Annotated in this window: 24 protein-coding genes; 7 read left to right on the forward strand and 17 right to left on the reverse strand. The window is 68.8% G+C overall.

The window, feature by feature from the left end; translation table 11 throughout:
- Positions 1–20 precede the first annotated feature (20 nt).
- The 15 genes from ACGFH6_RS17865 to ACGFH6_RS17935 all read right to left on the reverse strand — a co-directional run bounded on the left by ACGFH6_RS17865 (position 21) and on the right by ACGFH6_RS17935 (position 15,012).
- Complete coding sequence (locus ACGFH6_RS17865) at positions 21–698, reverse strand: glycerophosphodiester phosphodiesterase (protein WP_393384914.1); 678 nt, start codon at positions 696–698, stop codon at positions 21–23.
- Positions 695–2,029 carry an ABC transporter substrate-binding protein gene (locus ACGFH6_RS17870; protein ID WP_393384916.1) on the reverse strand — a complete coding sequence of 445 codons (1,335 nt, stop codon included), beginning with the start codon at positions 2,027–2,029 and terminating at the stop codon, positions 695–697. The genes ACGFH6_RS17865 and ACGFH6_RS17870 overlap by 4 nt, the downstream gene beginning before the upstream one ends.
- Positions 2,026–2,841, reverse strand: coding sequence for a carbohydrate ABC transporter permease (locus ACGFH6_RS17875; protein WP_393384917.1), 816 nt, complete (start codon positions 2,839–2,841; stop codon positions 2,026–2,028). The genes ACGFH6_RS17870 and ACGFH6_RS17875 overlap by 4 nt, the downstream gene beginning before the upstream one ends.
- The gene (locus ACGFH6_RS17880; RefSeq protein ID WP_393384919.1) at positions 2,838–3,791 is read right to left on the reverse strand and encodes a carbohydrate ABC transporter permease; all 954 of its coding nucleotides are present in this window, start codon (positions 3,789–3,791) and stop codon (positions 2,838–2,840) included. Before ACGFH6_RS17880 ends, ACGFH6_RS17875 begins: the two co-directional genes overlap by 4 nt.
- Positions 3,788–4,627, reverse strand: a complete 840-nt coding sequence (locus ACGFH6_RS17885) for an inositol monophosphatase family protein (RefSeq protein ID WP_393384921.1) — start codon at positions 4,625–4,627, stop codon at positions 3,788–3,790. Before ACGFH6_RS17885 ends, ACGFH6_RS17880 begins: the two co-directional genes overlap by 4 nt.
- 81 nt (positions 4,628–4,708) lie before the next feature.
- Positions 4,709–5,404, reverse strand: a complete 696-nt coding sequence (locus ACGFH6_RS17890; RefSeq protein WP_393384923.1) for an MgtC/SapB family protein — start codon at positions 5,402–5,404, stop codon at positions 4,709–4,711.
- Between the two features lie 19 nt (positions 5,405–5,423).
- On the reverse strand, positions 5,424–6,449 hold the full coding sequence (locus ACGFH6_RS17895; protein WP_393384925.1) for a 2-hydroxyacid dehydrogenase: 1,026 nt from the start codon (positions 6,447–6,449) through the stop codon (positions 5,424–5,426).
- Entirely contained in the window at positions 6,446–7,906 is a 1,461-nt protein-coding gene (locus ACGFH6_RS17900; RefSeq protein ID WP_393384926.1) for an FGGY family carbohydrate kinase, read from the reverse strand. Before ACGFH6_RS17900 ends, ACGFH6_RS17895 begins: the two co-directional genes overlap by 4 nt.
- Positions 7,907–7,917: 11 nt before the next feature.
- Positions 7,918–8,718, reverse strand: coding sequence for a DeoR/GlpR family DNA-binding transcription regulator (locus tag ACGFH6_RS17905; RefSeq protein WP_393384928.1), 801 nt, complete (start codon positions 8,716–8,718; stop codon positions 7,918–7,920).
- Complete coding sequence (locus tag ACGFH6_RS17910; RefSeq protein WP_393384930.1) at positions 8,715–9,332, reverse strand: histidine phosphatase family protein; 618 nt, start codon at positions 9,330–9,332, stop codon at positions 8,715–8,717. Before ACGFH6_RS17910 ends, ACGFH6_RS17905 begins: the two co-directional genes overlap by 4 nt.
- A complete protein-coding gene (locus ACGFH6_RS17915) occupies positions 9,329–10,702 on the reverse strand; it encodes an FGGY-family carbohydrate kinase (protein WP_393384933.1) in 1,374 nt (457 codons plus the stop codon). The genes ACGFH6_RS17910 and ACGFH6_RS17915 overlap by 4 nt, the downstream gene beginning before the upstream one ends.
- A 184-nt stretch (positions 10,703–10,886) precedes the next feature.
- Positions 10,887–11,120 carry a hypothetical protein gene (locus tag ACGFH6_RS17920; RefSeq protein WP_360445576.1) on the reverse strand — a complete coding sequence of 78 codons (234 nt, stop codon included), beginning with the start codon at positions 11,118–11,120 and terminating at the stop codon, positions 10,887–10,889.
- 260 nt (positions 11,121–11,380) lie between these two features.
- Positions 11,381–12,004, reverse strand: a complete 624-nt coding sequence (locus ACGFH6_RS17925; protein WP_393384935.1) for an excalibur calcium-binding domain-containing protein — start codon at positions 12,002–12,004, stop codon at positions 11,381–11,383.
- A gap of 47 nt (positions 12,005–12,051) precedes the next feature.
- The gene (locus tag ACGFH6_RS17930; RefSeq protein ID WP_393384936.1) at positions 12,052–14,694 is read right to left on the reverse strand and encodes a hypothetical protein; all 2,643 of its coding nucleotides are present in this window, start codon (positions 14,692–14,694) and stop codon (positions 12,052–12,054) included.
- A 75-nt stretch (positions 14,695–14,769) separates the two neighbouring features.
- Positions 14,770–15,012, reverse strand: a complete 243-nt coding sequence (locus tag ACGFH6_RS17935) for a hypothetical protein (RefSeq protein WP_393384938.1) — start codon at positions 15,010–15,012, stop codon at positions 14,770–14,772.
- A gap of 127 nt (positions 15,013–15,139) precedes the next feature.
- On the opposite strand from ACGFH6_RS17935, the gene ACGFH6_RS17940 reads away from it, so the two are divergent.
- The gene (locus ACGFH6_RS17940; RefSeq protein ID WP_393384940.1) at positions 15,140–16,567 is read left to right on the forward strand and encodes a family 43 glycosylhydrolase; all 1,428 of its coding nucleotides are present in this window, start codon (positions 15,140–15,142) and stop codon (positions 16,565–16,567) included.
- A gap of 8 nt (positions 16,568–16,575) precedes the next feature.
- On the opposite strand, the gene ACGFH6_RS17945 is transcribed toward ACGFH6_RS17940, so the two are convergent.
- Positions 16,576–17,067 (reverse strand): DinB family protein, encoded by a 492-nt coding sequence (locus ACGFH6_RS17945; protein ID WP_393384942.1) that lies wholly within the window; start codon positions 17,065–17,067, stop codon positions 16,576–16,578.
- An 86-nt stretch (positions 17,068–17,153) separates the two neighbouring features.
- Between ACGFH6_RS17945 and ACGFH6_RS17950 the strand changes: the two genes are divergently transcribed.
- Positions 17,154–17,801 (forward strand): alpha/beta hydrolase, encoded by a 648-nt coding sequence (locus tag ACGFH6_RS17950; protein ID WP_393384944.1) that lies wholly within the window; start codon positions 17,154–17,156, stop codon positions 17,799–17,801.
- Positions 17,802–17,805: 4 nt separating this feature from the next.
- Here the strand turns inward: ACGFH6_RS17950 and ACGFH6_RS17955 are convergent, their stop codons facing one another.
- On the reverse strand, positions 17,806–18,663 hold the full coding sequence (locus ACGFH6_RS17955) for a phosphotransferase family protein (protein WP_393384945.1): 858 nt from the start codon (positions 18,661–18,663) through the stop codon (positions 17,806–17,808).
- 40 nt (positions 18,664–18,703) lie between these two features.
- Here ACGFH6_RS17955 and ACGFH6_RS17960 point away from each other — a divergent pair, with 40 nt between their 5' ends.
- The 5 genes from ACGFH6_RS17960 to ACGFH6_RS17980 all read left to right on the forward strand — a co-directional run bounded on the left by ACGFH6_RS17960 (position 18,704) and on the right by ACGFH6_RS17980 (position 22,490).
- The gene (locus ACGFH6_RS17960) at positions 18,704–19,729 is read left to right on the forward strand and encodes a phosphotransferase enzyme family protein (RefSeq protein WP_393384947.1); all 1,026 of its coding nucleotides are present in this window, start codon (positions 18,704–18,706) and stop codon (positions 19,727–19,729) included.
- 79 nt (positions 19,730–19,808) lie between these two features.
- Entirely contained in the window at positions 19,809–20,324 is a 516-nt protein-coding gene (locus tag ACGFH6_RS17965) for an NADAR family protein (RefSeq protein ID WP_393386702.1), read from the forward strand.
- Positions 20,325–20,388: 64 nt separating this feature from the next.
- Entirely contained in the window at positions 20,389–20,715 is a 327-nt protein-coding gene (locus ACGFH6_RS17970) for a YciI family protein (protein ID WP_393384949.1), read from the forward strand.
- Entirely contained in the window at positions 20,712–21,875 is a 1,164-nt protein-coding gene (locus ACGFH6_RS17975) for an RNA polymerase sigma factor (RefSeq protein WP_393384951.1), read from the forward strand. Before ACGFH6_RS17970 ends, ACGFH6_RS17975 begins: the two co-directional genes overlap by 4 nt.
- A 42-nt stretch (positions 21,876–21,917) precedes the next feature.
- A complete protein-coding gene (locus ACGFH6_RS17980) occupies positions 21,918–22,490 on the forward strand; it encodes a YceI family protein (RefSeq protein ID WP_393384953.1) in 573 nt (190 codons plus the stop codon).
- Positions 22,491–22,502: the final 12 nt, after the last annotated feature.

The following is a 22,502-nucleotide window of genomic DNA, read 5'->3' on the forward strand; positions in this document are numbered from 1 at the left end:
AATGCCTTTGGCAACACGGCCTAGCGGACGCGGCGCAGCAGGTGCGGGTTGTCCGTGGTGATGCCGTTGACGCCGAGGGCCGCTGCCCGGACCAGGGTGTCCTGGTCCGGTACCGGCCAGGCGGTGACCTCCAGCCCCGTGGCCTGGAGCTCCGCCACACCGTCCGCGGTCAGGCCGGCGATCCCGCAGAGCGCCGTACCTGCGTCGGCCTCCTTCGTCAGCATGAGTACGTCGGAGATCGCAGGAGTACGCCCGAAGATCCGGCCGGTCGACGCGGTCGGCATCGCGCGCCGTACCGCCAGCAGGATCTCCGGATGGAACGACGTGACCAGCGTCCGCGCCGCCAGCGACGGATCCGCCTGCAGCGACTCGACCAGCAGCGGAATGGCGTCGACCGCCTTCACCTCGGCCTGGAAGCGGATGCCGATCTCGGCGGTCGTCTCGGCCCACGTCGGCACCACTTCACCGAGACCGGCGTCGAGCGACCGCACCTCGTCGTACGACAGCGCGGCGATCTCGCCGGACCCGGAGGTCGTCCGGTCGACGGTGGCGTCGTGCATGATCACGAGCTCACCGTCGGCCGTGACCCGCAGGTCCAGCTCGATCTCGTCGCAGCCGTCGGCGACCGCCCGCCGGAAGGACCGCAGCGTGTTCTCGGGTTCGGTACCGAGCGCGCCACGGTGGCCGGTGATGATCACAGAACTTTCTCCTCGTAGAGTCGCCTGACCTCGTCGCCGATCGCCTCGAGCCGCTTGGCGACCGAGCCGAACACCTTCTTCACCGCCGTGTTGTCGGCGTAGATCTGCTGCAGCCCGGTGTAGATCGCGACGTTCGCGTTCCGGCCGTAGAGCCGGATGGCGTCCTGCTGCCGGGCGTTGGTGAGCTGCGCGATCGCGACGCCGAAGTTCGGCTGCTCGGCGATCAGCTTCTTCAGATCCGGATTCTCCCGGGCCTTGTCGACCACCGGGAGGTACCCGGTCTGCGCGGTCCAGAAGGCCGAGTTCTCCGGCTGGGCGAGGAAGGCCAGGAACGTCGCGGCGGCCTGCTTGCGCTCGGTGGAGATGTTGCGCATCATCCCGATGCCGCCTCCACCGGTGGCGAGCCCGGACGCGACCTCGGACGGGATGAAGCCGGCACCGACGGGGAACTTCGCCTTGCTGGTCATGCTCTTCAGGCCACCGGTCGACTCCTGCATCATCGCGACCAGCCCGTTGGCGAAGTCGGTGCTCGGGCTGTGGGCCATGTAGGCCAGCTTGTCCACGTGCACCATCTGCCGCTGCCACTCGCCGGCCGCGACCGCACCATCCTGGTCGATGGTGACGTCGAGGCCCTTGGAGTACGCGCCGCCGAACTGCCAGACGTTGCCCTGGAACTGCCAGTCGCCGTCGACCTTGGCGAGCGCGAGCGTGCGCAGGGACCGTCCACCGGACTGCACCTTTGACAGCTCCGGCCCCCAGGACCGCAGCTCGCTCCAGGTCCGCGGCGCCCGGTCCGGCAGGCCGGCCTTCGCGAACGCGTCCTTGTTGTAGTAGAGGATCGGCGTACTGCGGGCGAACGGAACCGCCCAGCTCTGCCCCTTCACGACGTACTCGCCGAAAAGCTTCTGCTGGAACACGGCCGGTCCGAAGCCGTCGGTGAAGTAGCTGTTCAGTGGCTCCAGCGCGTCGTTGAGGAAGAACCGCTCCCAGGTCACGTCGGACAGGATGGCCAGGTCCGGTGCCTGCTTGGCGACCAGCGCCGCCGCGACCTTCTGGGCCACGTCGTCGTAGCTGCCCTGGAACTGCACCTCGACGTACACGTCCTGCTGCGAGTCGTTGAACTTGGCAACGAGTTTGTCGACCGCCTTGCCGTTCGCGCCGCCGTACGACGTCCAGAACACGACCCGGACCCGGTTGCCGTACTTCGCCGGCACCGCACCCGGCGGCTGCGAGTACTCCGCGTCGACGGACCGGTAGCCGCAGCCGGCCAGAGTCGTACCGGCCGCGAGTCCCAGGAACATCCTGCGGCGCATGTTTGTGGGCATCGTCATCCCTTCAACGCTCCTTGGGTGAGCCCGCCGACGATGTAGCGCTGCGCGATGAGGAAGATCACCAGCATCGGCGCCAGCATCATCAAGGTGCCGGCCATGATCGTGCCCCAGCTCGCCACGCCCTCCTCGGTCTTCAGGATCAGCAGGCCGATCGGCAGCGTCCGCATCGAGGCCGAGTTGGTCACGATCAGCGGCCAGACGAAGTTGTTCCACTCCTCCACGGCGGTGATCACCACGACCGTGACCAGCATCGGCCGCGACATCGGCAGTACGACGCGCCACAGGGTCCGCAGGTGTCCGGCCCCGTCGACCGCGGCCGCATCCGTCACCTCGGTCGGCAGGGTGAGGAAGTGCTGGCGCATCAGGAACGTCGCGAACGCGGACCCGATGCCCGGGATGATCAGACCCGCATAGGTGTTGATCCACCCCAACGTCGCCACCGTCAGGTAGTTCGGCAGCAGCGTCACATGTCCCGGCACCATCATTGCGCCGAGCACCCCGAAGAACAGCACCTTCTTGAACGGGAACCGCAGGTAGGCGAAGGCGTACGCCGTCAGCACCGCGTTCGTCACCTTGAGCAGGGTGCCGAGCACCGTCGTGATCGTCGAGTTCAGGAAGAACCGGTCGAACGGCGCCGCTTCCCAGGCCAGCTTGAAGTTCTCCCAGGTGAAGTGGTCCGGCCACCACGACGGCGGCCACTGGTAGATCTCGGCCGGCTGCTTCACCGTCGTACTGATCAGCCAGTAGAGCGGGCCGAGGAACACGGCCGCCACCCCGATCAGTACGACGTACTGGATCGCTCGAGTCTTCATCGGTAGTGCACCCGCCTCTCCATCACCCGGGCCTGCACGGTGGTCACGACCAGCAGGATGACGAACATGATGATCGACAGCGTCGCCGCGCGGCCCGCGTTGAACGCCCGGAAGCCTTCGTTGTAGATCGACCAACTCAGCGTCGTGGTGGCATCACCAGGGCCACCACCGGTCATCACCGCGATCACGTCGAACGCCTGGAACGTGCCGATCACCGTGGTGATCAGCAGGAAGAAGGTGATCGGGGCAAGCAATGGCAGCTTGATCGCCCAGAACCTCGTCCAGGTACTCGCGCCGTCGATCGCGGCCGCCTCGTCCAGGTCCTTCGGCAGGCCCTGCAGACCGGCCAGGTAGATCAGCGCGGCGAAGCCGACGTTCTTCCACAGGTACACGATGACGAGTCCTGGGAGCGCCCAGTCGGAGCTGTTCATCCAGTCCGGTGGCTCGGCGCCGAGCGGTTCGATCAACGCCCGCAGCAGACCGTAGCCGGGGTCGAACATGAACGCCCAGATCGTGGCGACCGCCGCACCGGACAGCACGTGCGGCGCGAACGCCATCGTCCGGACCGCGCCCCGGCCCTTCAGCGGCAGGTTGAACAGGAACGCCAGCGCGAGGCCGATCACCAGGCTGCCGACCACGATCAGGCCGGTGAACACGAGCGTGATCCACAGCGTCTTGTGGAACGCCGGATCGGACAGGGTCCGGGCGTAGTTGGCCAGACCAACGAACGTCGGCCGGGCCGCGATCATGTTCCAGTCGGTCAGGCTGAGGAACGCGTTGTAGATGATCGGCCAGTACGCGAAGACCGCGATCACGATCAGGTTCGGCGCCACCAGCAGCGCGAACAGGCCGTACTCGCGGCGGCGTCTGCGGCGCCGGTGGTTGTCGGCGTCGCCGGCCAGAACGCGTTCGTCCGGATGGGTCCGGACCGGCAGGTCCAGTGCGGTCACACCGGCCTCCTCGGGGTTGACGGGGCTAACAGTTCGACCAGCGCGGCAGCCAGGGAGGGCGCGGCCGCGAGGATGCCTTGCGGTAGTGCGGTCCCGGGTCCGCCGATCGTCTGTGCACCCGCTTCGCGGGCGATCAGGGCGCCGGCGGCGATGTCCCAGGGCTGAATGAGGTGCTCGTAGTAGGCGTCCGCCGTACCGTCGGCGACCGAGCACAGGTCGAGGGCGGCCGATCCACCGCGGCGCACATCCCGTACGGCGGGCAGCACGCGCAGCAGGTGGTCGGCCTGTTCGGCGCGACGCTCGGGCAGGTACGAGAAGCCGGTGCTCACAAGGGCCGACGCGAGTACGACGTCGCGCGGCGGGCCGAGCGGGACCACGTCGCGCGGTGCGCCCAGGCGGAAGTCGTCGCGCCACGCGCCCTCGCCGCGGATCGCGGACCAGGTGATGCCCGTGCGCGGCTGGTGAACCACGCCGACCAGTGCACCAGCCTCGTCCTCGACCGCGATGGAGACACACCAGTCGAGACGGCCGTAGAGGTAGTTCACGGTCCCGTCCAGCGGGTCGATCACCCAGGTCAGACCGGTCTCCGAGGCCCGCGCCGTACCCTCCTCGCCGAGCAGACCGTCACCGGGCCGCGCCGCGCTGAGGCCGTCGGTGATCAGCTTCTCGGAGGCGCGGTCCGCGGCGCTGACCGGGTCGCTGGCCGAGGACTTGGTCTCGACACCGACGGCGTCAATGGATAGACCTGGTTGGCGCGCCAGCAACTCCTCGCCGGCCGCGGCGGCCAGCCGCAGGGCCAGCGTCTGCAGCTCAGTGAGGGGCGGAGTGTTAAGCACGCCGCGAAATTATCATCGTTCTATGGTGACGTATAGAGAATCTATGTGATTTTCTCACTGACTTCACAACGATCAGGCAACTCAGTCGTCGACGTCTTCTCGCAGGCGGACGCCGGTGACCCCGTCGAGGTCGTCCAGCGCCAGCACCAGATTCTGCAACGGGGGCCGGCCGGTGAACCGCATCGACGCCCGTACCTGCGGCCGGCCGGCCTCCCGGTGCACGTCGGTTCCGAGCACCGACGCCTCGAAACCCATCGATGTCGCGGTCGCCAGGATCGCCCGCAGTACGCCGGAACCGTCCTCGTAGCGAACAGTCACGATGCGCCGGCGGTCCGGCGACGGCAGGAAGCGGCCGAGCCGGCCGAACGGGCCGACCGCGGCCAGGTGCAGCACGGTCGCGGCCACAGCCAGCACCGGCATCCCCGCACCACAAGCCATTCCGATCGCGGCCGTCATCCAGATCGTCGCCGCGGTGGTCAGCCCGCGGACCACGTCACGGCGCATGAAGATCACCCCGGCGCCGAGGAACCCGACGCCGGACACGACCTGCGCCGCGATCCTCGACGGATCGAGGTTGACCTCGGTCCCCAGGACGGCGTCGAAGCCGAAGCCGGACACCAGCGTGAACAGAGCAGCCCCGGTGCCGACCAGGGTATGCGTCCGCATCCCCGCACTCTTCTGCTGCAACTGCCGCTCGATGCCGATGACCATCGACAGCACGAACGCGACCAGCAGCAACAGGAGCTCGGTCCAGGTGGTGGATGTTAGGAGTTGCATCGAGTTCCCAGTTCCCTACCTACGCTGAGACCAGTCCTACCGGGTCGATCCCGGCCAGGTACGCCGCTACGGATTCGGCGGCGATCGAGCCGGCGCGGAGGGCGGTCTGCTTGGTCGCACCGGCGAGGTGTGGCGTCATGACTACGTTCGGTGCTGTCAGCAGGCGTGCACCGGCCGGCACCGGCTCAACCGGGAAGACGTCGAAGGCGGCCGCACCGAGTTGACCCGACTCCAGCGCGTCCACGGTCGCGTCGTAGTCGAGCAACCCACCACGCGCTGTGTTCACGAGTACGGCGCCTCGTGGCATCAGGGCAATCTGCTCGGCACCGATCATGCCGCGGGTCTGGTCGGTCAGCCGCGCATGCAGGCTGACCACGTCCGACCGCCGCAGCAGGTCGTCCAACTCGACGACCTCGACGCCGGCCGGCGCCTTGGCCGGATCGATCGCCGGGTCGACCACGAGGACCTCGGCGCCGAAGGCAAGCATCACCCGGGCGACGCGCTGCCCGATCGCGCCGTACCCGACCAGGCCGACCGTGGCCCCGTCCAGCTCCAGGCCACACTCGTCGTACGCGTAGAGGTCGCTGCGCCACTCGCCCTGCTCCAGCGTCCGTTGCAGCCGCGGAAGGTTGCGCAGGGCACCCATCATCATCGCGACCGCGTGCTCGGCGGCGGCGACCGCGTTGCGGCCGGGGGTGGAGGCGACGATGATGCCGCGCTTGGTGGCTGCGGGCACATTCACGTTCACCGGGCCGCCGCGGCAGACGACCAGGAAGCGCAGGTCCGGTGCGGCGTCCAGGACCCGTTCGGTGAACGGGCCCATCTGGGTGACCGCGATCTCGACTCCGGGCAACGCCGCGATCAGTTGATCCTCGGCGTCGCTCGCCTCGTCCACCTCGGCCACCCGCCCGTACGGCGTCAGCGGCCACGGCAGCGTGACCTCACGGAAGTCGAACGTGACGTTCTGGACGGAGGACAATGCTGTGGCGAGCAGATCGTTGCGCACGAAGTGGTCGCCGGCAAGCAATGTCGTGATGGTTCTCATCGAACTCCTGAGGTGAAGGTTGGTGCTGGGTCAGACCAGCGCGGGCGGGCTGCCTCGATCCGGCGCAGGTAGTGGGCGTACCCCTCGGCGTAGAACGCGGCGCGGGCGGGATCGGGATCGACCTGACGGGTCTCGGCGATCCAGCCGTCGGCGCTGTCCGGGTCGACCGCGCGGCGGGCGCAGATCACGGCACCCCGGGCCGCGACCTGCTCGGCCTCGGCCGTGTGCAGCGGCGCGTTCAGCACGTCGGCCAGGATCTGTGTCCATTCAGTACTGCGGGCGCCACCACCGCACACTGTGACGCGGCCGCTCCAGCCGGCGGCCTCGAGACAGTGCCGAGCGGCGTACGCGATGCCTTCGCAGGTTGCGCGCACGAGGTCCGCCGTGGTCGTGGACAGCGAGATCCCGTCGATCGTGCCTCGCGCCCGGGTGTCGACGAACGGCGCGCGCTCGCCGGCCTCGGACAGGTAAGGCAGCACGGTGACGCCTTGGGCGCCGACCGGGCTCTCGGCGAGCAGCTCGGGCAGTCGGTCTGTGCCGGCACCGACGAGTGCGAGGACTCGGTCGAGTGCGGCGGTGCCGACCATCGCGGGCATCGCGCGCAACCAGACGCCGGGGGTCCAGGTGCCGAGGAACAACCCCGCCGGTTCGCCGTCCACGGGGAGCTCTCGCGTCACGACTTGGCAGGCGAGCGTCGTACCGACAGTAAGTAAGGCATCGCCGGGGTCTTGGACGCCGGCGCCGGCGGCCGCCGCTGGGAGGTCGTAGGGGCCGGAGGAGACCCTGGTGCCGCGGGCCATGCCGGTGGAGTCGTCGCGTAGTTCGCCGACGGGTCCGGCGGGCTCGACCGGCGCGAGCAAGTGGCTCAGCTCCGAGAGGCCCGTCGCCTTCAAGGCTTCTTCGTCGTACTGGTTCGTGCGGGGGTTGAGGAAGGGCGCGGAGGCATCCGAGACGTCGGTCGCACGGACGCCGGTGAGTTGCTGCATCACGACGTCCTTGCAGTACGCCGCTGTCCCGGCGCGCTCGATGACGTCGGGCTCCTCGGCGTGGACCGCGGCCAGCAGTGGACCGGAGGCGCCCGGGAACATCCGGTTGCCGGAGCGGCGGAAGACGCGTTCGGCCACGCCGTCGCCGGTCCAGCGCTCGAGGATCGCACTGCTGCGGGCATCCAGCCAGGAGATCGCCGGGCGGACCGCCGTACCGTCCGCGTCGACGAGCCAGAGGCCGTCACCCTGGGCGGTGATCGCCAGGACGCCGGGGCGGTCGCCCACCGTGCCGGCCAGCTCGTTGACCACCTCGTTGACCGAGGCAACGATCTCGGCCGTCTCGTGCTCGAATCGCCCGATCGCCGGCCGGACCAGCCTGGTCGGCCGGGAGGCCTCGGCTATCGGCCGTCCGTCGTCGTCGAACGCGACAGCCTTGGTGATAGTGGTGCCAACGTCGACTCCGACGTCCATACGCTCCCCTCCTAGAGTTTGGCGACCTCCACCGTGGCGCCGTGGTCGCGCAACGGCTGGATCAAATCGTCTGGGGTCTTCTCGTCGACGACTACGACGTCGAAGTCGGTGAGTGGGGCGAGGCGGTGCAGGGCGGTGCGCTGGAGTTTGCCGTGGTCGACCAGCAGGACCTTGGTCCTGGCCGACCGCAGCATCGCTCGCTTCACCAGGACGATCTCCTCCTCCTGGTGGAACGCGTGCGTCGCCGACACCGCCGACACCGAGCAGAACAGCAGGTCCGTGTGCAGCGCCTCGACCGCCTCCGCGCACGGCATCCCGCCGAACGAGTCGTGGGTCGCGGAGTACAGGCCGCCGAGAGCGAGCAGGGTGACGTCGCGCAACTCGGTCAGCCTGTTGATCGCGGGCAGGAAGTTCGTTGCCACGGTCAACGGAGTGATGTCCTCGAACAGGTCGACCAACGCGAGCGCGCTGGTCGAGTCGTCGAGCATCACCGACATCCCGGGCTCGATCATGGCGCGGGCGTGCCGGGCCAGCGCGGCCTTCTCGGCGGTCGCGGTGTTCAGCCGGTACGCGACGTTGCTCTCGAAGACGCTGGTCGGCTGCGCGCTGACCCCGCCGCGGTACTTGCGCACCACGCCCTGCCGCTCGAGCTCGTCCAGGTCGCGGTGCACCGTCATCACGCTCACCCCGAACGCCTCGACCAGGTCGTTGGCCGAGACCGAGCCGTGCTTCACGACGTACGCCGCGATCTCGGCCTGCCGGCGGGCGGGACGGCTCAGTTCGGTGGTGTCACCGTCGACATCGGATGTCATGCCAGGGTCTCCATTCGGACAGCGGGAACGTTGTACGCCTCGAGACCCACTGTGCCGTCCTGCCAGCGGAAACGCACCAGCGCCGCGGGACCGAGCGCAGGTAGCAGTCTGCGGTACTCGCTCAACGGCAGTCCGAGCACCCGGCACACCAGCAACCGGATGAGCGTGTTGTGCGCCAGCACCAGCACCTTGCGGCCTTCGTGCTGCTTGCCGATCTGATGGAAGACCTCGTGCACCCGGTCCGCCGCCTCGGCCGGATCCTCGCCGCCCGGGAAGTGATCCTTGACCGGGTCCAGCTCGAACGCCTTGGCGACCACCGGCGGAAGTTCGCTCAGCATCTTGCCCTCGGCCGAACCGAAGTCGACCTCGCGCAGCCGCGCGTCGACGGTCGGTTCGAGACCGAGCGCCTCGGCGATCGGCGCGATCGTCTGCCGGGCGCGCAGCATCGGGGACGACCACAGAGCGTCCGGCGCGTAGCCGGACGCCCACTCCTTGAGCAACCGCGCCTGCTGAACGCCGACCTCGTCGATCGGCAGGTCCGTCGACCCGGTGTAGCGGTTGCCGTGGTGCCATGCGGTCCGGCCGTGCCGGGCCAGAACGATCGTCGTCCTCATCCGCGGTACCCCCGCCAGTCCAGCTCGGCGACGAACTCGCCGTACAACGTGTCGAGTGGTTGCGGTCGCGGCTCGAGGACGCGCTCGACCCGGACCATCCGGCCGGCGGTCTCGGTCAGCGAGCCGCCGGCCGAGGCCGCGAGGACCGCCATCCCGTACGCCGGGTCCGGGGCCGCCGGGAGTTCGACGGGTACGCCGAGGACGTCGGCACGAAGCTGGTTCCAGTAGCCGCTGCGGATGGCGCCGCCGGTGAGAGAGACGGAGCGAACAGGGTCGGCTCCGAGGCCGACCAGGTGCTCGAAGGCGAGTCGTTCGATGAAGGCCACACCCTGGAGGACTGCGGCGTACGTCCGCAGCTTGCCGGAGGCGTCGCCGAGGGTGAACCGCTCGGCCTGCGGCGCCACGAACGGGAACCGCTCACCGGTCTTGGTCAGCGGGTAGATGACCGCATCGATCGGGCCTAGTTCACGCGCGGCCTGGTCGAAGGCGTCGAGATCTTCGCCGGGCAGCAGTTCGGTCAAGACGCCCGCGCCGGTGCTCGATGCCCCACCGGGGAGCCAGCCGCCGTCCGGGTGGCGGTGGCTGTAGACCGCGCCGGTCGGGTCGTCGAGGAGGTCCTTGCTGACGCCCTTGAGGACGAGCGTCGTACCGAGGACCGAGTTCCAGGCGCCGGGGGCGAGTGCGCCGGCGGCGATCTGGGCCGCGCAGCCGTCGGTCATGCCGGCGTAGACGGGGACGCCGGCCGGAGTCCGGCCGAGTTCGGCGCCCGGGAGGACGACCTCGGGGAAGGCGGAGAGGGGCAGGCCGAGTTTGTCGAAGGCCGCGGTCGGCCACGTGTCGGCGACCAGGTCATAACCGGTCTTGAGGGCATGGCTCGTGTCGGTGGCGACCGGGTGACCGACCAGGTGTGCAGCCACGAAGTCGGCGCTGTGGACGATGCGGTGGTCGGCGAGGTCGTAACCGTCAGCGACCAGCGAGAGGATCTTGGGGAGCGCCCAGGTGGGCTGCATCGAGGTGGCCCAGCGCTCCGGGTCGGCGTCCACGATCTGGACGCGACGGTCGGCCGCGCGGGCGTCGTCGTACATCAGAGCGGGAGTCACCGGGCGGCCGGAACGGTCGGTCAGGAGGACTGTGCCGGAGGTCGAACAGATCGCGATGCCGGCCAACTGGTCCGCGTGCGGTGCGACTTCGGCGATGCTGGAGTCCACGGCGTCGAGCCAGCTCCGCGGGTCCTGCTCGTGCCGGACACCGTCGCGGTGGCTGGTCAGTGGCCGGGCCGCGCGGGCCAGGACAGTACCGTCGGAGTCGGCCAGTACTGCGCGCACGCTCTGCGTGCCGAGGTCGACGCCGATCCAGGCCGGTCCTGCCACGTGCCGCCTCCCGACTGAGTGTTATCTACGCTGATAACATAACATCAGAAGACGATAAGAGAACGCCAGCCCTCCGTCCGATCCCGGCCACACCTCCCCGGAACACACCGCGGCTCCCGCATCTGGGAAGCATGCGGGAGCCGGTCCTCCCGCCGGCTGCGCCTGGGCCAGGAGGAGGTAGCTGTCAGGAGTGCATCAGAACAAGGGCCGGGTCGACGGTGGCCAGCTCGAGGCGGCCGGCGTCGATGGCTCCGTAGGCGCCGATCGGACCGCGGGACGGACGGCCGCTGCGGTTGAGCCAGAAGCCCCAGCCGGCCGGCGCGTCCGGCCACTCCGGGTCGGGCTCCCAGCCCGGCGGCGGACGCCAGGTGTCACTCGGCGGCTCGGGCCACTCAGGTGGTGGATTGAATCGGTGCACGGGCGGTCCTTCCCAGTTCCCCAGCGCGATGGACCCCAGCGATCCCTTGCTCACAAACTGTCTGACTGATCAACGACCTGGCGCGCCGGTGGTTACGACTAAGTTTTCGTAAAGTTTCGGCGCACAGCCACCCATCAGATCACCGCTGCGGAGCGGCAGGCAACCGTCCGCTCACCAGCCGGACTGCACGTGCATCAGCACCCGCGATCGTTGCCTTGTCCACAGCACACCCCTGGTTATCCACAGGCAACGCGGCGTGATCACTCGCACGCGACGCCGTCGTGATCCCGGTCGAGGTGCGACGCATAGCCGGGATCCCCGGTGTGCAAGGGCGCCTTGCCCGCGGCCCGGACCTCCGAGCAGTTCGCGTAGTACACGTCGGCAGGTGGTGCTGTCGTCCTCTTCGGCTTGGCAGTCTGGGTCGACCGCACCAACGGCGCCGGAGCACTGACTGTTGCCTTCGGCGCCTTCACCGTCACGGTCCTGGCCGGCAGCGGCGGCAGCGTGACCGTTGCCGTCGGCCCCGGAACGGTCTGCTGCACGGTGACAGTCGCCGTCGTGGTCGGCCCGGGCACGGTCGCCGTCACGGTGGTGCGGGGCGCCGTCGGAGCGGCACTCGACGAAGCGCCGTTGCTCCCGCCGATCGCGGCCAGGATGACGAGGAACGCGACCCCACCGGCCACCCACCCCGCGACCAGCTTCACCGGCGGCTCGGCGCCGTACCGCCCGTTCGGCCCGCGGGACCGCAGCCCGCGCGCGTTCAGCCAGAAACTCCATCCCGGCGGTGCGGGCGGCCAGGCCGGGTCCGGCTGCCAGCCGGGCGGTGGTTGCCAGTCGGGTGCCGGTGGTGCCGGCCACCCCGGCGGTGAGTTGAATGTTGACATGGTGAGTTCCCCCCTCGGGGGTTACATCCAGTCACGGTGACGGAGTGTTACAGATCGTCGAGGCGGTCGCGGACCCGGTGGTGGTCGGTGAGGGACTGGGTCAGGGCGTAGCCGAGGGCACGGTAGGCCTCGAAGTCCCATTCGTCGTAGAACTGGTCGTTGGTGGTCCGCCGCGGGAAGTCGGCGTGCTCGACGGCGTACTGCTCGACGTCCCAGTCCAGCGCCCCGGCCAGGAGCGCCTTCACGAAGAAGATCTCGGTCTTGTACGGCGTCTGTTCGCCGTCCTTCACCGGGTGCGTCGCGATGCCGTACGCCCAGGCCCGGTCGGCTCGCGGCTTCGACCCGCGGATCATCGGCGACGGGTCGATGTCGATCCGGATCCCGTGGTCCATCCGCGCGGTCGCGATCGCCTCGGCCAGCGCGGTGAACCGGTCCTCGGCGTCGTTCGACGCGTCGATCACGATCACCTGGGCCGGCTCGCGGCGCAGCGCCTCGACCAGGCCGAGGTTGTCGTAGTGGCCGCCGTCGGTGACGTAGATCCGCCGGTCGTACATCGACGGTGACCCGATCGCCTCCCGCAGCAGCCGGTACGGTCCGGGCTTGTCGATCACGCTGCCGACGTACCGCCGTACCTTCGGGACGAGGCCGTGGACCTCGGGGAACGCGGGTCCCGACCGGTTGTTCCAATACGGGTTCGGAAGCCACACGCCCAGGCGCGCATTGAGTACGGCGAGCAGCAGCCGGACCGGCCTGGTCCGCGCGTTCACGCGGCCGGTGAGCGGGCTCAGCGCGGCACCACTGATCGCCATCGCAGCCGGGACCGTCACCTCCCGCGTCAGTACGTCGGCCTCCCGCTCGTAGTCCGCGGTCTGCCGCCGCCCGCCGTCCGGCAGCGACCGGTCCCCGACGATCCCGATCTGCTCGGGATCGAACACGAACGGCACGCAGTCCCGCTGGGTCGGTACGAAGTCCGCGTCGTCGACGTTCGCCACGCCCGCGATGACCAGCTGCGGCCCGCCGTTCGGTGGCGTCGCCCAGTCGGAGAACCGCAACCGCAGGTGGTACTCGAGCGCGACCGCGGCGCCGTTGTCCTTCCGCCTCACCAGGAAAGCGCGCGACAACCGCTCCCGGTAGAAGGAGTGCAGCGAGGTCCGGTTCGCGTCGGTGAGCACCTTGATCGCGACCGCGATCGCGGCGAGGATCAGCGCGACGTTCCAGTCGGCCTGGTAGGAGCTGTCGATCGCGTAACCACCGGTCCAGCGCAGCAGCACGATGACCGCCGACACCACGATGATGGCGCTGGCCAACCAAGGTGCGAGCTTGGTCCGCGCGAACGCGAGCAGCCGTGCGCGCACCCCGGTCGCCGCCTTCGCCTCGACCGCGAGGCCGTTCCACACCGACTTGCCGAGCCCGATCAGGACGAGGACCAGCGCAGTGAACGACGCCACCCCTTGTTTCGTGGGGTCGACCAACGCCAGCAAGGCCGACGGCAGGCTCGAGTCGCCGGGGAGTTTCCCCAGCAGATAAAGGCCTCCCGGTACGCCGAGCAGCAGTACGGCGACCGGCACGCCGTACCAGAGGGTGAAGTTGCCGATTGTCGTCAGCACCCGCCGGACCACGTCGGGCATCCTGGCCCAGCGGTCCCAGACCTTCTCCACCACGAACATCGCGGCGCTGATCGCGAGCAGGGCGACCGAGAGCCCGATGAAGTGCCAGGAGCCGTGCGGGCGCAGGTCGACGTGGATCTCGGTGTATCCGGCCACGACCACCTGCTGGTCGGCCAGGAACCAGCCGAGCACCCAGGCGATCGCGCGCAGCGTGATCCCGATCAGCAGCAGGTTGACGACCAGTCCGAACAGCACCGACAGCGCGGCCCGGAACATCGCGCGACCGCCCTGCAAGAGATAGCGGGTCTGCCGGCGCAGCCGGGCGAGCTCGGGTGATCCCGACGAGAAGGGATCGGTGCAGGACTTGCGGAGGATGTGGAACGCGGCCGCCATGTATCCGCCACCGCTGACCCCGATCACGGTCGACGCCTTGTCGTACAACCCCTTCTCCCGCAGGAGTTGCAGCGCGCCGAGGCAGAACGACGCCGACCGGATGCCGCCGCCCGAGCAGGTGATCACGAGCCGGCCCGCGTCCTTGCTTTCCTCCGTGATCCGCTTGAACGTCACCGGTGGTTCGAGCTGGACGCCGTACAGCTTCCGCTGCCCGAAGCGACTGGTGGCGAAGTAGCAGACGGCGAGGACGAGCGCCCCGGCCAGGCCGACCGCCCGCATCAGCCAGGTGAGCCAGCCCGTCGACAGATCCGCGCAGGGGCTCGTCGGACCGAACTCGGTCCACAGCCGGATGTCCTCGACGACGTCCAGCGCCGCCGCACCGAAGACGAGCCACGAACCGATGGCCGCGATCTGCTTCCAGGACTGACGATCGAGGAACCTGACGTACGTGTAGGCCTGGAACGCCGCGTAGACGTAGGCCAGGATGAACGTCGCATCGACCAGCAACGACAGCCGGGCCGGAACCTCACAGCCGAGCGCCGAGCCGGCCGCGTCGTGGACGGCGTCGCGCATCGGCCACTGGACCACGGCGAGCACGACCGCCAGTTGCAGGGTTCCGGTGAAGGTCCGGCGCCGGCCGATCTGCTCGATCGTGGCGTCGCCTTTGGTGCCTGCCGATTCCCCGAGCATCGCCCCATGATGCCGTGCCGTCACACGCCCGGCCAGAGATGCGGCCGAGTAGTTGCCGAGCCTTGACCTCAGGCCCTAGGCGGCTGCTGTCCGGGACCGGGTCTCGCTGATGCGGCGCGGGAGCGTGCCTGCGGCAACCGCTTGGTCGAGGACCGCGAGCTGGGCGCACGCGGCCGTGATCGCGTCAGCCTGAGTGCGGCAGCCGTCGGCGTACCAGAACGGGTCGTCCGGCTGCCGGTCGTCGGCGTCGTCGATGTCGGCGTACCAGCAGTCGCGCCCCTGACATCGGTAGTGCACGACCCGAACCTTCAGCTTCATGCCGGGTACGACGCCCGCCCCGCGCGGCCGGTTCCGGCGGGTGGTATTCGATCCTGGTAGGAAGGGTTTACAACGTTGGTAGAGGCGGCATAGAACTACCGACAGGTCCACTTGGAAGAGGTGCGACATGAGGTTCCTCCGCCCCGTCCTCTGCACCATGCTCGCCGTCGTGCTGACCGGCGGCCTGGCCACCACCGCTCCAGCCGCCGAGCGACAGGAGAGCGTGGTGGCGTCACAGAACTTCCGGAATCCGGTGAACCCGTCGGCGGATCCGTCGCTGATGTTCTACAACGGCAAGTACTACGTCGCGACCACGCGCGGCGACCGGATCGGGATCTGGTCGTCACCGAGCCTGGCGACGCTGCTCGTCCAGCCGGAGCAGGTGGTCTGGCGGGACACCGACACCAGCCGCAACACGCAGATGTGGGCGCCGGCGTTCCGGCATGTCGGCGGGCGCTGGTACATCTACTACACGGCCTCCGACGGGGTCGACACGAACCACCGGATGTACGTGCTCGAGTCCACCGGCGACGATCCGCTCGGGCCGTACAACTTCAAGGCGAAGATCGCGGACTTCGGCGAGTACGCGATCGACGGCGAGCCGATCACGGTGAACGGGCAGCAGTACTTCGTCTGGACCGGGCCCGGCCGCGGTCAGGGTGGGCCGGCGCAGCTCTACATCGTCCGGATGAGCAACCCGTGGACGTCTACCGGCGCGCGCGTGGCGATCCCGGCGGACGGCGGGTGCAGCGAGGTGCGAGAGGGGCCGACCCCGCTGTACGGCGCCACGCGGACCTTCCTCACCTACTCGACCTGCGACACCGGCAAGCCGGACTACCAGTTGTGGATGAAGAGCATCGCGAACGGCGCCGACCCGATGGTCGCGTCGAACTGGGTGCAGCACGCCGGGCCGATCTTCTCCCGGAACGACCAGACCGGGGTCTGGGGTCCGGGTCATCACTCGTTCTTCAAGTCGCCCGACGGGACGCAGGACTGGATTGCGTACCACGGCAAGAACACCAGCACCTACACGTATTCCTTCCGGACCACGCGCGTACAGAAGATCGGCTGGAACGCCGACGGCACGCCGAACCTCGGGCGGCCGCTGGCTGCCGGCGCGACTCAGACCCTGCCGTCGGGTGATCCGGGCTCGTCGAACTACTGGATCAACGACTTCGACACCGGGACCGGGCTCAACCAGGTCGAGTACGCCGGTAACTGGAACTCTGGCTCCGGCTGCGGCAACCAATGCTTCTGGGGCAACGACCATTGGAGCGGTGAACGGGACGCGTCCGCCACCATCCGCTTCACCGGCACCAAAGCCGCCCTCCTCAGCGTCGTCGACACCGGCAACGGGATCGCCGGCATCTCCGTCGACGGGGGTCCGGAACAACGGATCGACTACTACAGCTCGATCCGCGTCGGCGAACAACTCATCTACACCACGCCGACCCTCCCCGCCGGCCCGCACACCCTGAAGGTCCGGGTCACCGGCGACAAGAACCCAGCCTCCGGCAGCACGATCATCAGCCTCGACCGCATCGAGGTGTACTAGGCAGCGGGCTAGTAGCCGGTGATGCCGTCGGTCAGTTCCCGGAGGGCGTCCAGGTGGCCCAGGTGGCGCGCGGTTTCTTCGAGCAGGTGGGTGATGATCCACCTGAGTGACACAAGATCCAGACCTTCGGGCGCCCAAGCCTCGAGTTCGTCGAGTTCGTGAGCGGCAACGATCTCGCGGGATCGGGCGCACTGCTCGTCGTACTCGTCCAGCAGTTCATCGAGTGAGGCGCCGGGCGGTTGCGGGAGCTCGAGAGGGTCTTGGACAGCCAACTCACGCGCACCCAGGAAGCTGGTCTCGAACCAGGACAGCTCCACCCAGCGCAGGTGCGCGACCAGCGTCTTCACAGTCATCCGGGGCGACGACGGCAGTACGGCGAGTTGAGCCTGCTCGTCCGTCAGGCCGGCGCACTTCAGCCTGACCGTGGCACGCTGCACGTCCAGCCAGCCGGTCAGCATCGTGCGTTCGTCAGCCGCAGCCGGTGGGAATCGGCGAGTCACCAGATGATCGTAGCTACGCGCACCGTCGCTGTGATCTCTCGCGGGACTAGGTTGGCCATGAGTCGCTACCAACCAGGAGGCGCACGATGCCGGACGAGTTCGTCACCGAGACGTTCGAGTACGACGGTGGCCGGCAGGTCACGGCGTACGTCCCATCCGAAACGCCCCAGGCGGTCGTGTACGCCGGCGACGGTCAGCTGATCTCGCAGTGGGGCGCGTTCCTCAACGAGGCGGCCGACGTACCGCCGACGATGATCGTCGCCGCACACCGCTTGGACGACGAGATGGAGCGGCTCTACGAGTACTCACCGGGTTTCGACGCGCAACGGTTCGCGGCACACGAGACGTTCTTCGTCGAGGACCTCCGCGACTGGGCGAAGTCACGCTTCGGCGTCGCCTTGCCCGCCGCACGTACGGCGGTCTTCGGTGTCTCGGCCAGCGGCGAACTGGCACTCGCCATCGGACTTCGCCATCCCGACATCTACGGCGCGATCTTCAGCGCGTCTCCCGGCGGAGGCTACAAGCCGCCCGGCGACATGCAGACCTCACTGCCACGCACCTATCTCGTCGCGGGCACGGAAGAGCCGTTCTTCCAAGAGAACGCGGCCCGTTGGGCGGAGGCGCTGCGCGACGCAAACGCCGACGTCGTCATGACCGAGCGGGCAGGAGGGCACGGTGATCCGTTCTGGCGGGACGAACTCCCGCTGATGGCGGCCTGGGCGTTCGGACAATGAAGCCTTAACGCGCCAACCGAATCATTGCGTCCTGCAGGAATGCGTCGCGGCGGGGAGTCGGGGCTCCGTCCAGCTCGGTGGGGGTGTTGAGGGCGGCTACGGCGTCCCAGTAGGCAACGTCGTTCGCCTTGGTGCCGGTTGCGCGTTGCCAACCGTCGAGGACGTGATCGGGCGCATCCGGTCCGAAGGTGATCGCGACCTGTTTGCGGAGCTCACACAGGTCGACCCCCGGTGCGCCGACGCCTGCGGTCTTCCAATCGATGAATGCCGCGACCTCATCACCGGACCAGATCAGGTTGCCGGGCCAGACGTCGCCGTGGAGAAAGACGTTCTCCTCTGGCGGACTGTCGATCGCCGTGACCAGTTCATCGGCCGCCTTCAGGAGCGGTGTCGTCGGCATCCGGCCACGGCGGCGATCACCGGCGAAGTCGTCCACAGCGATCGGCCGCGGGCGGAACGGCAGGTCGTCGCTCGGAGGCATCTCGACGGTGTGCACACGAGCGAGCGCGGCACCGGCAGCACGCAACCGTTCAACGGACGGAGTCGGCCATGCTGTCGTCCCTGGGACGAGGGTCTCGAGCGTCGTCGGCACCTCGCCCCGGAGGTCGGCGTCGACCAGGCGCGGCGCAGGGAGCCCATGCCGTTCGGCCACCTCCAGTGCGGCGGCAGCGGTGGCAACCATGGCGGCGCCGATCCGCGGAGTCGGTGCCCGCAGTACGAAGGCCGCCGTACGACCGCGGTGTTCGATGCTCAGCCGCCACGGCCCTTGGCCATCGTGGAGCGTCCGTACGTCGATGATCCTGGCACCCGAGCCGACCGCTGCGGCCGCCCAGTCCAGCATGCGCATGTCGCTTTCCCTCATGCCGGAGTCTACCGTCCGGCCGCGTGAGAGAGTGGGGCTCATGCGCGAGCCGTCAGGACTCACGGACGAGCAGCTGGTGGCCGACACGTTGATCGTTGCCTATGGCATGCAGCCGGCCGAGATCACCAGGATCGCCGCGGGGACGGCGACGTTGAATTTCCGCATCACCGATCACGAGGGTGATCAGTGGTTCGCGAAGGTCTACTGCGACCGCACAGTCCTGCAGAGCGAACGGGCTGCGGTCGAACTGGCCGAGTTCGCCCGAGCCGGAGGCGTGCCGGTGCCGGGCGTACGTCGTACCCGTGCCGGCGAACTGATCGAAGTGGCGGGTCCATTGCCGATGTCCGTCTGGGAGTACGTCGCCGATGCCGAGACCGCCGAAGGTGGACTCACCGGCGGGCGGTGGCAGGCGGTTGGCGCCGTACTCGGCCGGCTTCACCGCCGCCTCGCCGATCACCCGGCGGCCGCGCCCACGGTGCGCCCCGCGGCCGGGTTGAGGGACGCGGATCGGTCCCGTGCGCGGTTCGACTGGCTGATCACGGAGTACAGCCGACGCGGAACACTCAGCCCGTTCGAGGAGTGGGCGTTGGATGCGGCGAAGCAGCGGCGGGGACTGCTGCACAATGTCGATGCGATCCTGGCGCGCTTGCCCAAGCTCACCGAGCAGATCGTCCACGGCGACCTCGCCTCGCCGAACCTGATGCTGCGCGGCGACGACGTTGCAGCCGTGATCGACTTCATGCCGCCGACTCCCCGCTACGTCTCCTGGGAGATCGCCCGCATCGGCTGCGACCCCCGGACCATCCTCCTCGGCGACCAGTGGATCACCGGCCTGCCCGACCTCCTTGCGGCCTACCGAGACGAACACCCGGCCGCCCGTCCAGACGACCTGACCTCCACAGTCGCCGTCGGCTGCGCCTACACCCTCGCCTCGACCTATCCCCTGACCGAACCCCTGACCGACCCAACCGCAGTCACCCCCACCCTCAAGACCTACGCCCAAGCCCGCCACCAAGCAGCCCTGACCCTCCTGTCCCACCTCACCGACACCCAAGACCAGACCTAGCCGAAACCTGGTGGCAACCCGGCCGGTCCACTGCCAGGCTGGTCGGATGCCGAGCGACGTTGTGGAACTTCAGCGACTTATGGCGGAGGGCGAGCGGGTCAAGTTCCTCTTCTTTTGGGGGCATCGGGGGCAGCGGGACGGGAGCGTTGGGGCCGGGTGTCTTAGTCAGTGGCGGCCTGCGCGGTTCAGTGTGGACGGGGTCGACTACGCGAGCGCGGAGCATTACATGATGGCTGGGAAGGCTCGGCTGTTCGGGGATGACGAGACGCTGGCGAAGATCCTGGCCGCGCCGAGCCCGGGGGCCGCGAAGGCGCTTGGGCGGGAGATCCGGGGGTTCGACGAGAACGTCTGGACAGCGCAGCGGTTCGGGATCGTGGTGGCCGGCAGCGTGGCGAAGTTCGGGCAGGATCCTGAGCTTCGGACGTACCTGGTCAACACCAAGGACCGGGTGCTGGTCGAGGCCAGTCCGCTCGACCGGATCTGGGGGATCGGGCTCGCGGCGGACGATCCGCGGGCCGGTGAGCCCGCGTCCTGGCGCGGGCTCAACCTCCTCGGGTTCGCTCTCATGCAGGCGCGCTCCGAGCTCGCGCAGTAGATCGTGTCGCATTTCTGGGCGGTCGTTCGTCAGGGGGGTGAGAGACGACTGTCTGGAGGTTGTGATGCAGTACGCCCTGATTGTCTACAACGAGGCTGAGTACGACGCGGCGCCGCCGGACGAGGTGCACGCGGAGTACTCCGAACTGGCCCATGACTCCCGCTTCGTCGACATGGCGCAGTTGGCCCCGGCTGCGACGGCGACGAGTGTGCGGGTGGCCGGTGGGCGGACGCTCACGACCGACGGCCCGTTCGCGGACACCAAGGAGGTGCTCGGCGGATTCTGCGTCATCGAGGCGGCCAACCTGGACGACGCGATCGACCTCGCGGCCCGGATCCCCGCGGCCCGGCTCGGCGGCGGCGTGGAGATCAGGCCGGTGGTACGCCGTTGAGCACGCTCGAGGACGTGTTCCGCGAGCAGTGGAGCCGGGTACTTGCCTCGCTGGTCGGGTTCCTCGGTGACTTCGACAAGGCCGAGGAGGCCGTCCAGGAGGCGTTCGTCATCGCGGCCCACCGCTGGCCGACGGAAGGTACGCCGTCCAGCCCGGCAGCGTGGCTGACGACCACGGCGCGCAACCGCGCGATCGACCGGATCCGCCGGGAGCGCACCCTGGCCGAGAAGATCCACCTGCTACCTGTACCCGAGGTCGTCATGGACGAGTTCGACGACACCGCGATCAAGGACGAACGGCTCGAGCTGATCTTCACCTGCTGTCATCCGGCTCTTCCGCTCGAAGGCCAGGTGGCGCTCACGTTACGTGCCCTCGGCGGCCTGCAGACCGCCGAGATCGCCCGGGCGTTCCTGGTCTCCGAGGAGACCATGAAGCGCCGGCTGACCCGCGCGAAGAACAAGATCAAGGCGGCCGGCATCCCGTTCGCTGTCCCTGCCGCACACCTGCTGCCGGACCGCCTCGACGCTGTGCTGGCCGTCATCTACCTGATCTACAACGAGGGCTACAGCGGTCGCGTCGACCTCGGCGCCGAGGCCATCAGCCTGGGGCAGGTGCTCACCGCGCTGATGCCGGATGAGCCGGAGGTTCACGGGCTGCTCGCGCTGATGATGATCCACCACGCCCGGCGCCGAGCCCGCTTCTCCGGTGAGGATCTCGTACTGCTCGACGACCAGGACCGCTCACTCTGGGACAGGCCTCAACTCGCGGCCGGCCGGGCCCTGCTCGACCAGGCGATCGCGTTGGGCGGCCGCGGACCGTACGTCGTACAAGCCGCGATCGCATCCCTCCAGACGCGGGAACAGATCGACTGGCCCCAGGTCGCCACGTTGTACCGGCGCCTGGTCGAACTCACCAGCTCCCTGGTGGTCGAGCTGAACTACGCCGTTGCGGTCGCGCAGGCCGGTGACCCGGCCGAGGCGCTGCGCACGGTCGACCGCCTCGAGCTGGACGGCTACCTCTACTTCCACTCGACCCGCGGCGAGTTGCTTCGGCGTCTCCACCGCGACGCCGAGGCCAGAGCGTCGTACCGGCGCGCGCTCGATCTGGCCACCACGACACCGGAACGACGGTTCCTGGCCCGGCAGCTCGAACGACTCTGATCCGCGCTGTCCCCAGGGCGATCGTTCGTTCGTCACCTGGGTATGAGCGACCAACTTTCCAACCTTGCCCACGAACTGATCCCGGGGTATCTGCCCGGCACCTGGACAGCCGACCCGGCACATTCCGAGATCGCCTTCTCCGCCCGCCACCTGATGGTCACCAAGGTCCGCGGCTGGTTCACGACGTACGACGTCACGATCGTGACCGGCGAGGATCCGCGGGACTCGTCGGTCACCGCGACGATCGACCTCGGGTCGCTGGAGACCGGCTACGAACCGCGGGACAACCACCTCCGGACCGCGGACTACCTCGAGGTCGAGAAGTACCCGACGATGACCTACCGCTCCACCGCCGTCCGTGCAGCCGACGACGGCTGGATCATCGACGGTGAGCTGACGGTGCACGGCGTCACCCGTCCGGTACCGCTCGCCGTGGAGGTGAACGGCTTCACCGCGGACCCGTTCGGCGGACAGCGGGCCGGCTTCTCGGCGACCGCGCAGATCAACCGGCGCGACTTCGGCATGACGAACACCATCCCGATGGACGGCGGCGGCGTCGTGGTCGGCGACAAGGTGTCGATCACCCTCGAGATCCAGGCAGTCCTGCAGAAATGACCATCCAGGAGA

Source organism: Kribbella sp. NPDC049227, from assembly GCF_043197265.1.
In the GTDB taxonomy this organism is placed as follows: Bacteria; Actinomycetota; Actinomycetes; order Propionibacteriales; family Kribbellaceae; genus Kribbella.